Origin of the sequence: Brevundimonas faecalis, assembly GCF_040549405.1 — a bacterium.
Classification (GTDB): domain Bacteria; phylum Pseudomonadota; class Alphaproteobacteria; order Caulobacterales; family Caulobacteraceae; genus Brevundimonas; species Brevundimonas faecalis.
In genome coordinates this window covers 1,177,024-1,189,336 of sequence record NZ_JBEPTF010000001.1, presented here as the reverse complement: position 1 = coordinate 1,189,336, position 12,313 = coordinate 1,177,024, and the positions used below count along the sequence as shown (strand labels likewise).

At 67.9% G+C, this 12,313-nt stretch carries 11 protein-coding genes; 5 read left to right on the top strand and 6 right to left on the bottom strand.

Annotated features, from left to right (window positions below):
* Positions 1–11 precede the first annotated feature (11 nt).
* Both astD and astB read left to right on the top strand, forming a co-directional pair.
* Positions 12–1,427 carry a succinylglutamate-semialdehyde dehydrogenase gene (gene astD / locus ABIE19_RS05870; RefSeq protein WP_354088187.1) on the top strand — a complete coding sequence of 472 codons (1,416 nt, stop codon included), beginning with the start codon at positions 12–14 and terminating at the stop codon, positions 1,425–1,427.
* Positions 1,428–1,499: 72 nt separating this feature from the next.
* Complete coding sequence (gene astB, locus ABIE19_RS05865; RefSeq protein WP_354088596.1) at positions 1,500–2,834, top strand: N-succinylarginine dihydrolase; 1,335 nt, start codon at positions 1,500–1,502, stop codon at positions 2,832–2,834.
* 408 nt (positions 2,835–3,242) lie between these two features.
* Here the strand turns inward: astB and phhA are convergent, their stop codons facing one another.
* Positions 3,243–4,118 carry a phenylalanine 4-monooxygenase gene (gene phhA, locus ABIE19_RS05860; protein ID WP_354088186.1) on the bottom strand — a complete coding sequence of 292 codons (876 nt, stop codon included), beginning with the start codon at positions 4,116–4,118 and terminating at the stop codon, positions 3,243–3,245.
* A gap of 204 nt (positions 4,119–4,322) precedes the next feature.
* On the opposite strand from phhA, the gene ABIE19_RS05855 reads away from it, so the two are divergent.
* A complete protein-coding gene (locus ABIE19_RS05855; protein ID WP_354088185.1) occupies positions 4,323–5,438 on the top strand; it encodes a Ppx/GppA phosphatase family protein in 1,116 nt (371 codons plus the stop codon).
* Between the two features lie 3 nt (positions 5,439–5,441).
* Here the strand turns inward: ABIE19_RS05855 and ABIE19_RS05850 are convergent, their stop codons facing one another.
* Genes ABIE19_RS05850 through ABIE19_RS05835 form a run of 4 tightly spaced genes read right to left on the bottom strand, consistent with a single transcriptional unit; the run spans position 5,442 to position 8,547 of the window.
* A complete protein-coding gene (locus tag ABIE19_RS05850) occupies positions 5,442–6,320 on the bottom strand; it encodes a peptidylprolyl isomerase (RefSeq protein ID WP_354088184.1) in 879 nt (292 codons plus the stop codon).
* A 26-nt stretch (positions 6,321–6,346) separates the two neighbouring features.
* Complete coding sequence (locus tag ABIE19_RS05845; protein WP_354088183.1) at positions 6,347–7,189, bottom strand: peptidylprolyl isomerase; 843 nt, start codon at positions 7,187–7,189, stop codon at positions 6,347–6,349.
* 19 nt (positions 7,190–7,208) lie between these two features.
* A complete protein-coding gene (gene coaD / locus ABIE19_RS05840) occupies positions 7,209–7,691 on the bottom strand; it encodes a pantetheine-phosphate adenylyltransferase (protein WP_354088182.1) in 483 nt (160 codons plus the stop codon).
* Positions 7,692–7,743: 52 nt separating this feature from the next.
* Positions 7,744–8,547: an aminotransferase class IV gene (locus tag ABIE19_RS05835; RefSeq protein WP_354088181.1), complete on the bottom strand. Its 804-nt coding sequence runs from the start codon at positions 8,545–8,547 to the stop codon at positions 7,744–7,746.
* 72 nt (positions 8,548–8,619) lie between these two features.
* Between ABIE19_RS05835 and ABIE19_RS05830 the strand changes: the two genes are divergently transcribed.
* Together ABIE19_RS05830 and ABIE19_RS05825 are read left to right on the top strand one after the other, a co-directional pair.
* Positions 8,620–9,108: a DUF7662 domain-containing protein gene (locus ABIE19_RS05830; protein WP_354088180.1), complete on the top strand. Its 489-nt coding sequence runs from the start codon at positions 8,620–8,622 to the stop codon at positions 9,106–9,108.
* Complete coding sequence (locus ABIE19_RS05825) at positions 9,095–9,517, top strand: type II toxin-antitoxin system VapC family toxin (RefSeq protein WP_354088179.1); 423 nt, start codon at positions 9,095–9,097, stop codon at positions 9,515–9,517. Before ABIE19_RS05830 ends, ABIE19_RS05825 begins: the two co-directional genes overlap by 14 nt.
* Before the next feature lie 6 nt (positions 9,518–9,523).
* On the opposite strand, the gene gyrA is transcribed toward ABIE19_RS05825, so the two are convergent.
* Positions 9,524–12,289: a DNA gyrase subunit A gene (gene gyrA, locus ABIE19_RS05820; protein WP_354088178.1), complete on the bottom strand. Its 2,766-nt coding sequence runs from the start codon at positions 12,287–12,289 to the stop codon at positions 9,524–9,526.
* Positions 12,290–12,313 lie beyond the last annotated feature (24 nt).

The window sequence follows — 12,313 nt, the reverse complement described above, 5'->3', positions numbered from 1 at the left end:
GAGTACCCGCCATGACCCGTTTCGTCTCCACCAATCCCGCCACCGGCGAAACCGTCTGGGAAGGCGAGGCCGCCTCTGTCGAACAGGTCGGCGCCGCCGTCGAGGCCGCCCGCACCGCCTTCCCCGACTGGGCCGACCGCCCGCGTCAGGACCGCATCGACGCGGTCAAACGCTATCAGGCCGTGCTCAAGGAACGCGCCCCGGAAATGGCCGAGGCCATCAGCCGCGAAACCGGCAAGGCCCTGTGGGAGACGAAGACCGAATTGGCCTCGATGGCGGGCAAGGTCGACATCTCGATCCGCGCCTACGACGAGCGCACCGGCGAGCGCAGCACCGACACCGCCTTCGGCCGCGCGACCCTGCGCCACCGTCCGCACGGCGTCTCGGCGGTGCTCGGCCCGTTCAACTTCCCCGGCCACCTGCCCAACGGCCACATCGTCCCGGCCCTGCTCGCGGGCGACACAGTCGTGTTCAAGCCGTCCGAGGAAACGCCCCTGACCGGCCAGTTGATGGCCGAATGCCTGGACGCCGCCGACCTGCCCCAGGGCGTGTTCAACATGGTCCAGGGCGGACGCGAGACCGGCGCGGCCCTGCTGGACCAGCCCATCGACGCCCTGATGTTCACCGGTTCGGGCGCGGCCGGCGCGCACTTCCGCAAGAAGTTCGCCGACGATCCCCACGTCATCCTGGCGCTGGAGCTGGGCGGCAACAACCCGCTGGTCGTCTGGGACGCCGCCGACGCCGAAGCCGTCGCTGGCATCGTGGTTCAGTCCGCCTTCGTCACCACCGGCCAGCGCTGCTCGTGCGCGCGCCGCCTGATCGTGCCGGAAGGCGCGCAGGGCGATGCGATCATAGAAGCGGTCGCCGCCATGTCCGACCGCCTCAACTTCGCCCCTTGGGACAGCGACCCTGAGCCCTACGCTGGCCCCCTGATCTCGGAAAAGGCCGCTCAAGCCGCCCTGCAGGCCCTGCAGCAACGCATCGACCTGGGCGCCAAGGTCATCCGCTCCTCGGGTCCGGTCGACAACCTGTCTGGCGCCTTTGTGCGCCCGGCGATCATCGACGTGACCGGCCTGAACGTCCTGGACGAAGAGATGTTCGCCCCCTTCCTCCAGGTCATCCGCGTCCCATCCTTCGACGCCGCCATCGCCGCCGCCAACGCCACCAAATACGGCCTGTCCGCCGGTCTGGTCAGCCACGATACGAAGAACTGGGACCGCTTCATCAACCGCATCCGCGCGGGCGTAGTGAACTTCAACCGCCCGACCACGGGCGCGGCCGGCGACATGCCCTTCGGCGGCCTCGGCGCCAGCGGCAACCACCGCCCCAGCGCCTACTACGCCGCCGACTACTGCGCCTACCCGGTCGCCAGCTTCGAGGCCGGCGCGGTCAAGAACATCGAAAGCGAGATCAAGGGGCTGCGCTGATTTCCTCTCACCGCGCCACCTTCCACACACAAAAGCCCTCCCCCTCGAGGGGGAAGGCTCATGAGCACGCACATGAAGGCCATCGAAGCCAACGCCGACGGCCTGATCGGGCCGACCCACTCCTACGCGGGCCTGTCGCCCGGCAACCTCGCCTCCAGCCTGAACAAGGGCGAGGCCTCGAACCCGCGCGCGGCGGTGCTTCAGGGCCTCGACAAGATGAAGCGGCTGGCCGACCTGGGCCTGCCCCAGTTGGTCCTGCCGCCGCACGAACGGCCCAACATCCCCTTCCTACGGTCGCTCGGTTTTTCGGGCGATGACAAAACGGTGCTGGCGAAGGCTTGGCGCGACGCCCCGGCCTTCGCCGCCGCCGCCTGTTCGGCTTCGCCCATGTGGGCCGCCAACGCCGCGACGGTGACGCCCAGCGCCGACGCCGCCGACGGTCGAGTGCATTTCACGCCCGCCAACCTGCACACCAACCTGCACCGCTCGCTGGAGCACGCCCAGACCAAGCGGGCGCTGAACGCCCTCTTCCCCGACGCACGCAAGTTCGCCGTTCATGACGCCCTTCCCGCCGTCGCCCATCTGGCCGACGAGGGCGCCGCCAACCACGTCCGCCTGTGCGCCGAGCACGGCGGTCGCGGAGTCAATCTTCTGGTCTGGGGTCGCGAGGCCTTCGAACCCTGGGCAGGCCGCTTCCCCGCCCGCCAGACCCGCGAGGCCTCCGAGGCCATTGTCCGCCGCCATGAGGCCGGCCGTCCAGTTCTGGCCCAGCAGTCGCGTGCTGCCATTGACGGTGGGACCTTCCACAACGACGTGGTCTGCGTCGGCGCCCTGGACACCCTCTTCTTCCACGAGCTGGCGTTTGAGGACACGGACGCCACCAAGGCCGCCATCCGCCGCGCCGCCGACGGCTTGTTCGAGCCGCAGTTCGTCGAGGTCTCAAACGCCGACCTGCCGCTGGCCGACGCGATCAGCAGCTACCTGTTTAACTCCATGCTGATTCAAGTTCCGGGCGAGGATCGTCTGACCCTGATCTGCCCAACTGAGACGCGCGACAACGCCCGCAGCCATGCGGTCGCCGAACGCATCGCCGCCTCCAACGGCCCCATCGGTCGGGTCGAGTACGTCGACGTACGCCAGTCTATGCGCAACGGCGGCGGCCCCGCCTGCCTGCGTCTGCGCGTCGTCCTGACCGAGGACGAACTGGCCGCAACCAACCCGTCCATGCGCATCACCGACGAACTGCATGGCGCCCTCAGCGTCTGGGGCGCGCGCTGGTATCGCGACAGCCTGACCGCCCAGGACCTCGCCGACCCCGCCCTGCTGGACGAAACGCTCGGCGCCCTGGACGAGTTGACGGGGATCCTGGGATTGGGAACCGACTTCTACCCCTTCCAACGCGGTTGATCCCCATCTCCTCCCTCGCTTGCAGAGAGGGAAAACCACGCCGCCCGCCTAATCTCGCAAAGCAATCCCTTTGAAACCAAGGGATTGCTCGTCGGCGGTTCCGATCTCCCAGCCTGGGTCGTCGCCCGTGATAGCCTGAGCGCGCCCAGATCAAGCCGACCCCAAGCGCCCATTTCAGACTTTTCAGACGATTCAGACCCTGTTTTTCACACCCAAACCCCTCCCCCGTTCACGGGGGAGGGAGACCACCGAAGGTGGTGGTGGGGGCGACCGCAGCCGCCGACATTGAATGAGGTTCACCGCCGTCCTGCCCGAACCCGGAAAACAGCACCCGACCCTTCGCCCCCTCCACCACGCTACGCGCGGTCCCCCTCCCCCGCTTCGCAGGGGAGGAGAAAGACCCTGTTTTCACGCCGCGAACCGGCCGCCCTTGCGCGCATAGGCCTGGGTGCCGTGGGTGAAGACCACATCCTCGGGCAGGACGGTCTCGATCGGCAGGTCGTCCGCGCCCTTCAGGCGCTCATACAGCGGGCCGAAGTCCTGCAAGGTCGCCTGCTTCAGCGGCTCCAGGCCGTCGATGACGAAATAGACCTGCTGGAAGTCGTCGATCCGGTACAGGGTCTTCATGACCCGCTCCAGGTCGAAGCCGAGGCGATTGGGCGACGGGTCCTCCAGGCTGAAGACGCTCTCGGTCGCCGAAGAGACGATGCCCGCCCCATAGATGCGCAGGCCGTCAGCCTCCTTCATCAGACCGAACTCGACCGTGTACCAGTAGAGGCGCGCCAGGTTCTTCAGCATGCCCAGGGACTGCGCCCTCTGCCCGCCCTTGCCGTAGGCCTCCATATAGGCGGCGAAGTCAGGGTCGGTCAGCATCGGCACATGACCGAAGACGTCGTGGAAGATGTCGGGTTCCTGCAGGTAGTCCAGCTGATCCGGCTTGCGGATGAACTGGCCCGAGACGAAGCGTCGGTTGGCCAAGTGATCGAAGAAGACCTCGTCCGGCACCAGGCCCGGCACGCAGACCACGGTCCAGCCGGTCAGGGCCTGCAACTTGGGGTTCATCACCTCGAAGTCGGGGATGCCGCCGGTGTTCAGGTCCAGGGCGTCCAGCCCGCGCATATAGGCCTCGCAGGCCCGCCCCGGCAGGATCTTCATCTGCCGGGCGTAGAGTGTGTTCCAGGTCTCGTGTTCGACCTCGGTATAGGCCCCCCAGTTCTGCGGGATGGTCCAGTCGGCGGCGGCGCCTTCCGGCGGCTGCTCGAAGACGTGCTCGAAGTCGGACATGGGAACGCTCCTCTCGGCTCTGACGGCCGTTGAGGGCAGATTAGCGCGCGTCCCGGCCCTCGTCACGCACGGCCTTTGCGCGCCGCCATCCTGGCGACGCCTCTTCCGTCAGGATGCGACAGAATGTCTTGGCTTGGCGGCGGCCTCCGGTCTAACCTGACGGGGACGGGCGCCGGTTCGGACCGCCCACATGAAAGCATGCCCATGCCGGAGACCCCTGGCGCGCCCCGACGGCGCGACGCGAGGTCCCAGCCCACGAGGTCCCGGAATACAGGGACTTCCGGTCGCGATGCGCCTCTCTATGGCGCGCTCGACCTGGGGACCAATAATTGCCGCCTGCTGATCGCGCGCCCCGCGCGTGACGGTTTCCGGGTGGTCGACAGCTTCAGTCGAATCGTCCGTCTGGGCGAAGGCCTCACCCGAACCGGGCGGCTGGACGACCGCGCCATGGACCGGGCCTACGACGCCCTGGCCCTGTGCGCCGAACGCGTGGCCCGCAAGGGGCTGGAGCCCGCCCGCCTGACCGCCGTCGCCACCCAGGCCTGCCGCGCCGCCGAGAACGGCCCGGCCTTCGTCGACCGCGTCCGTCGCGGCACGGGACTGAAGCTCAAGATCATCGACCCGGCCGAGGAGGCCCGGCTGTCTGTCGCTGGCTGTCTGAACCTGTTCGACCCTCAGGCGGAGGCCGTCCTGGTCATCGACGTGGGCGGGGGCTCGACCGAGTTGTCCTGGCTGACCCGGGGGTCCCAGGGCTTCGACAATCGCGGCTGGATGTCCGCTCCCCTGGGCGTCGTCACCCTGGCCGAACGCCACCCGGAACCGGCCGAGGGAGTCGAAGCCTGGTATGAGGCCATGGTCGCCGACGTCGGCGCCGTCCTGGCCCAGGGCGGTCCGAACGATGATCGCGTCCGCCCCCTGTTCGAAAGCGGCCAGGTCCACATGGTCGGCACCTCGGGCGCCATCACCAGCCTGGCCGGCATCCACCTGGGCTTGCGCCGCTACCAGAGGGATCTGGTCGACGGCCTGTGGATGACGCGCGCCGACTGCGAGGCGGCGGCCGAACGGCTCAAGGCCCTCGGCCCCGCCGGACGCGCGGCCGAAAGCTGTATCGGGCCGGATCGCGCCGACCTGGTGCTGGCGGGCGCCGCCATCCTCGAGGCGGTTCAGCGCGCCTGGCCCTGCGACCGCGTCCGCGTCGCCGACCGGGGCCTGCGCGAAGGTCTGCTGCTGCAGCGCATGCGTGAGGATCGCCAGAAGCCCCGGCGTCGGCGCCGCCGGCGCAGAGGCGGCGGCGGAAACGGCGCGGGAACTCCAGCCTGACGGCTAGTTCGTCTCGACCGGCAGGTCGATGTCGCACACCGAGAAGTCCGCGCCCCGCGCCTGACGCACCGTCTCGGCCAGGGTCTTGAACCGCTCCGAGCGCGTATCCAGCACCCGCACGCGCGGCCGCTCGCCTTCAGGCAGGTCCGAGGCGATGCGGACGCGGGTCATGCGGTCAGGCTCGGCCACGATCCCGTCGGCGTTGGCGCTGAACTTCAGCGCCCGCACCACGTCCAGGCCGGACACCACGCGCCCCCAGATGGTGTAGCGCTTTTCCAGGGCCGGATAGGGCTGGCGCATCAGGAAGAACTGGCTGTTGGCGCTGTCCGGCGCCTCATCCCGCGCCATGCCCGCCACGCCGGGGCAGTACAGGCCCCAGGCATGGACCTTGCCGTCCCCGGTCGACGCCATCAGGGCGTCCGGCTGGGTCTGGACCGGCAGGGAGTGGATGAAGCCCACCACCGATCCAGCCGGCGCCGCCACGGCCGTGAACGGGGTCGAGGCGTCGCGACGGAAGGTGAACTCCGCCTTCAGGTCCGGATAGGGGCTCTGTCCCTCGCCCGTGCCCAGGGGATCGCCGGTCTGGGCCATGAAGTAGTCGATGACCCGGTGCCAGGGCAGGTTGTCGAAGAAGCCGCGCCCCGACAGCAGGCGGATGCGCGCGACATGGCCCGGCGCCGCCTCGGGCGCCAGCTCGACCAGGATGCGGCCCTTGCCGGTGTCGATCACCATCAGGTTCTCGGGCGCCACCGTTCGCCATTCGGAAGGCGCGGCGACGGCGGGGGCGGGCGCCGGACCGGCCGGCGTCTCCTGCGCCGCAGCGACGCCGCTTACAGCCAAAGCCAGGACGGACGCGGCCGCCCACGCGATTGAAAAGCGCATCCCTCTTCCCTCCCCTGCCAGAAAGATCAGCCGCCGGTGATCTGGACGACCGGTTGCACGTCGCAGATGCCGAACTGGGCGCCGCGCGCCGTGCGGGCCGCCTCCACGGCGGCGTTGAAGGGCGCCGAGCCGGGCACGGCCACGCGCGCCGTCGGCCGCTGTCCCTCCGGCATGGCCGAGGCCAGTTGCACCTTGGTCATGACGTCGGGGTCGGCCACCTTGCCGTCCTCGGCCTCGCTGCCCGCCTTCAGCGCCTTGACTGCGTCCAGCCCCTGCAGCACCCGGCCGAAGACGGTGTAGCCGCCGTTGAGCATGTCGTTCTGGCCCGTCATCAGGAAGAACTGGCTGTTGGCGCTGTCCGGCGATCCGGCGCGGGCCATGCCCGCCACGCCGGGACAGAACAGACCCTGGGCCGTGGTCTTGAAGTCCGCCGTCACGAACATCTGGGCGTCAGGCTGGGTCGTGATCGGAATGGAGCCCATGATCCCCCGCAGTCCGGGGCCGCTGTTCTCGACCGGAGCGAAGCCGCTGTCGCGCCCGCGCCGGAAGGCGAACTCGCCCTTGACGTCCGGCAGGTCGCTGCCGCCCGCGCCGGTCCCCTGGGGGTCGCCGGTCTGGGCCATGAAGTTCGGGATCACCCGGTGGAACTTCAGCCCGTCGTAGAAGCCCCGGTTGGTCAGGGTGCGGATGCGCTCCACATGGTTCGGCGCGGCGCGCGGCTCCAGCTCGACCAGGACCCGGCCCTTGGCCGTATCGATCACCAGCAGGTTCTCGGGCGATACGGTGCGCCAGTCCGAAGCCGACTGGGCCGCCGCCGCGCCGGCGAGCATGGAAACGGCCGCAGCGGCCAGAAGCGTCTTCAAGGTCATGGAATATCCTAGGGAATGTCTAGCGCAGCACCTTGGCCCGCACCTGGGCGGCCACCGCGGGGCTGACGAAGCTTTCGATCGCGCCGTCCAACCTGGCGATCTCCTTCACCAGGCGCGAGGCGATGGCCTGATGACGCGGATCGGCCATCAGGAAGACCGTCTCGATCTCGCTGTTCAGGCGCTGGTTCATCGCCGTCATCTGGAACTCGTACTCGAAGTCCGCGACGGCCCGCAGCCCCCGAATGATGACGCTGGCGTCCAGTTCCTCGGCGAAATGCATCAGCAGGCTGGAGAAGGGCTGCACCTCGATGTCCGCCCCGAACCGCGCCACCTCGGCCTTCAGCATCTCGACCCGCTCGTCGGTCGAGAACAAGGGGCCCTTGTCGTCGTTCTTGGCCACGCCGATGACCAGGCGGTCGACTAGCTTGATCGCCCGCCCGATGATATCGAGATGGCCGTTGGTGACCGGGTCGAAGGTGCCCGGGTACAAGCCGATGCGCATGGTTTTCGCCTCCCTGCGTTTGATCCCGTTTAGCAGGTGCGAAATCAACGGCCTAGATCGGCTGAAGCGGGTTTGACCGCCAAAGCGCGCCGATCCGCGCCACGCCCTCCGCTGCGCCGCTGAAGACATGGCTGTCGATCGCGGCGATTTCCGCCGCCGGCGTCGCGCTGTTGCACAGGAAGGCGCCGTCGAAGCGCGACAGATCCGACAGGGCGACAGGCTCGATCCGCTGCAAGGCCCCTGCCCGATCCAGGGCGTTGCGGATCAAGCCCTGAGCTACTCCCTCCAGCATGAGCGCCCTCGGCCAGACCACCGCCTCGCCCTCGATGAAACCGATGTTCCAGAGAGACCCTTCGGAAATCCGCCCCTCCACGCCGGTGAACAGGGCGTCGTCGAAACCCGCCAGCCGCGCCGTGCGGCGGGCCCGCAACAGCCCCATGGTCGCGACATGCTTCAGGTGCGGCGCCTCGCGCCCATAGGCCTGACTCTGCAGCCGCACTCCGCCCGGCAAGGGCGAAAGCGGCTCGGAAACGCTGATCATGACGCGCGGCGTCCCGATCCAGTCCGGACGTCGCAGGGACAGTTCGTCGGAGAACAGGCTGATCCTCAGCCAGGCGTCAGACCGCCCCGCCAGGGCCACCCGCATCTGATCGCGCAAGCTCTCTGCCGAGGGCGCTGCGCCGAACAACTCGACGGCCGAATGCTTCAGGCGCTCCATGTGGCGATCCAGCCCCCGCACGCCGCCGTCTTCCACGACAAGCGACGTCAAGGCGCCGTAGTTGAACAGAGCCTGATGCGCCAACGCTTCGAAAGAAGCTGGAACTCCGTCGACCCACAGCCGAAACACGCCCGCCATTGCTCACCTATACTTGACATATTTGTCAATATAACTTATAGTATACATGATTTCAACTTAACGATGTGCGACATGGGCGTTTATACTCCACTCCAGACTTACCTCTCCCAGCGCACCGAAGACATCGTCGAACTTTCCTACGAAGAGATCGAGCGCATTCTGCACCGCCCTCTTCCGCCCACCGCCTACGGCGACAACAAGCGTCAATGGTGGGCCAACAGCACATCGGTGAATCAAGCGCGCGCCTGGCTTCAGGCCAAGCGTCGCGTGCGACTGGACCCGCTTCACAACACGGTCGCCTTCATTCGCGACGAGTCCCTCGCCGATGTAGCGAGCGAAGACGAAGCCTCGCTCATGGGCCTGCTGGAACCCTGCGCCCGACGCCTGGTTCAGGATGTGGCCGAGGAACAGGACATCAGCGCCTCGGACGCCATCGCCCTGATGATCAATCAGGCGGCGCGAGCCCGTCGGCGCGACACGCTGGACTGGTTCGCCGCAAACACTGCGCCCTCCGCCGTCAGCAGCGCCGAACTGATCCGAGCCGATCGTGACGCCCGATAGATTCGTCGTCGACGCCTCGGTCCTGGGCGCAGCCTTCTTCAACGAGGCGGATTCGGAAAAGGCTCGCGCCTTTCTCCGGCGCGGGCCGTCCTTGATCGCGCCGGATTTGTTGCAACTCCAAATCGCCGAGATCGCCGCCGGCAAGATTCGCCGTCAGGAGGCCTCGATCGAAGTCGCGCGAAGGGCGACGGACATGGTCACGGAGTTCGTGCAGCGGCTGGCTCCCACGGGCGTACTGACAACGCAGGCCTTCGACCTGGTCGCCCGACATCAGATGCCGATCCAGGACGCCGTCTATCTGGCCCTGGCCGAAGCCGAGGGCTGCACCCTGGTCACCCTGGATCAGAGCCTGGCGCGCGCGGCGTCGGCGGCTGGACTGGGAGCCCTGGTCCAGCCGCTGGAAGAGTGACGAGGATCAGGCCTCGCCGCCCTCCTCCGTAGCGGTTTCGTCCGCATCGTCATCGCCGCCCGAGTCGGGCAGACGCTCGACCGAGACCACCTTCTCGTCCTTGCCTGTGCGGAAGATGGTCACGCCCTGGCTGGAACGGCCGACGATGCGGACCTGGCCGACCGGGGTGCGGATCATCTGGCCGCCGTCCGTGACCAGCATCAGGTCATCCGACTCTTCGACCGGGAAGGCCGCGGCCAGACGCACACCCGCGCGACCGCCCAGACCGTGGGCCGTCAACCCCTGCCCGCCGCGACCGGTGCGGCGATATTCATAGGCCGAAGACCGCTTGCCGAAGCCGGTTTCCGTGACCGTCAGAATGAACTGCTCGGCCGCGCCCAATTCCGCAATGCGCTCGACCGACAAGGCCGCGTCGCCCGCGTCCTCGTCGTCGACCTCGACCGCGACGACGTCTTCTTCTGCGTCAGCGCCGGCCAGCGCCTTGCGCATGGCGTTGGCGTGCTTGACGTAGGCCGCGCGCTCTTCGGGCGAGGCGTCCACGCGGCCCAGGATGGCCATGGAGATGACCTCATCGCCGTCCTGCAGGCGAATGCCGCGCACGCCGGTCGAATCCCGCCCCTTGAAGACGCGTACGTCGTCCGCCTTGAAGCGAATGGCGCGGCCCAGGGCCGTGGTCAGCAGGACGTCGTCCTCGGCGTTGCAGATGGCCACGCCGACCATCCGGTCGCCGTCTTCCAGCTTCATGGCGATCTTGCCGGCGCGGTTCACCGTGGCGAAGTCGCTGAGCTTGTTGCGCCGCACGTCGCCCGACTTGGTGGCGAACATGATGTCGTAGTTGTCCCACTCCGACTCGTTCTCGGGCAGGGGCAATACGTTCATGATGCTGTCGCCCGGCTCGATGGGCAGCAGGTTGACGAAGGCCTTTCCGCGCGACTGCGGATTGCCCAGCGGCAGGCGCCAGGTCTTCAGCTTGTAGGCCTTGCCGTTGGTGGCGAAGAACAGGACCGGGGTGTGGGTCGAGGCCGAGAAGACCCCCGTGATGGCGTCCTCGTCCTTCATCGCCATGCCGCTACGGCCCTTGCCGCCGCGATGCTGGGTCCGATAGGCGTTCAGGGCGACGCGCTTGACGTAGCCGCCGTGGGTGACGGTGACGACCATGTCCTCACGCGGGATCAGGTCCTCGTCCTCCATCTCCGCATCGCCCTCGCCGATCAGGGTGCGGCGCGGCACGGCGAACTGATCCTTCACCGCCAGCAGGTCCTCGCGGATGATGGCCAGGACGTTGGCGCGGTCCGACAGGATGGTCAGGTGTCCCTGGATGGTGTCGGCCAGGCTGCGCGCCTCGCCGAAGATGTCGTCGCGGCCCAGGCCGGTCAGACGCGACAGGGTCAGGGCCAGGATGGCCCGAGCCTGTTCGTCGGTCAGGCGGATCTTCTCGCCCTCGACCAGGACCGTGCGCGGGTCAGCGATCAGCTCGACCAAGGCCATCATGTCCCCGACCGGCCAGGCCTTGGCCTGCAGCCGCTCGCGCGCCTCTGCCGGGTCGGCCGAGCTGCGGATGATGTGGATGACCTCGTCAATGTTGGCCACGGCCACAGCCAGACCGACCAGGACGTGGCCCCGGTCGCGAGCCTTGGCCAGCTCGAACTTGACGCGGCGGACGACCACTTCCTCACGGAACTCGAGGAAGAGCTCCAGCAGCTTCCGCAGGCCCATCTGTTCGGGACGTCCCCGGTTCAGGGCCAGCATGTTGACGCCGAACGAGGACTGCAGCGCCGTATAGCGGAACAGCTGGTTCAGGATGACGTCGCCCGAAGCGTCGCGCTTCAGCTCGATGACGATCCGCATGCCCAGGCGGTCGGATTCGTCGCGAACGTCGGCGATGCCTTCCAGACGCTTCTCGCGCACCATTTCGGCGATGCGTTCGATCAAGGTCTGCTTGTTCACCTGGAACGGCAGCTCGGTGATGACGATGGCTTCGCGGTCCTTGCGGATCTCCTCGATCGAGGCGCGACCGCGCACGATGACCGAACCGCGACCGTCGCGCAGGGCGTTGCGCGGGGCCGTGCGGCCCATGATCTCGCCGCCGGTCGGGAAGTCGGGACCCGGCACGATGTCCAGTAGGGCTTCGTCGCCCATGTCCGGATTGTCCAGCAGCGCCACGGCCGCATCGACGATCTCGCCCAGGTTGTGCGGCGGGATATTGGTCGCCATGCCGACGGCGATGCCGCCCGCGCCGTTGACCAGCAGGTTCGGAATCCGCGCCGGCAGGACGACGGGCTCCTGTTCCTTCTCGTCGTAGTTCGGCTGGAAATCGACGGTGTCCTTGTCGATGTCGGTCAGCAGGGCCACCGCCGCCGGAGACATCCGGGCCTCGGTGTAACGCATGGAGGCCGGCATATCGCCGTCGACCGAGCCGAAGTTCCCCTGGCCGTCGACCAGCATCAGTCCCATGGAGAAGGGCTGCGCCATCCGCACCAGGGCCATGTAGACCGAGGCGTCGCCGTGCGGGTGGAAACGGCCCAGCACGTCGCCGACCACGCGGGCGCACTTCGAATAGGCCCGCTCGGGCGTCATGTTCAGGTCGTGCATCGAATAGAGGATGCGACGGTGAACGGGCTTCAGACCGTCGCGCGCGTCCGGCAGGGCGCGGCTGACGATCACGCTCATGGCGTAGTCGAGGTAGGAGCGTCTAAGCTCGTCTTCGATCGTGATGACGGAGATGTCGCCGGGCGCCGAAGGTGCGGCGTTGTCGTAGCTGTCGTCGGTCAAGGAAATCGGGCTTTAAATGGCCGG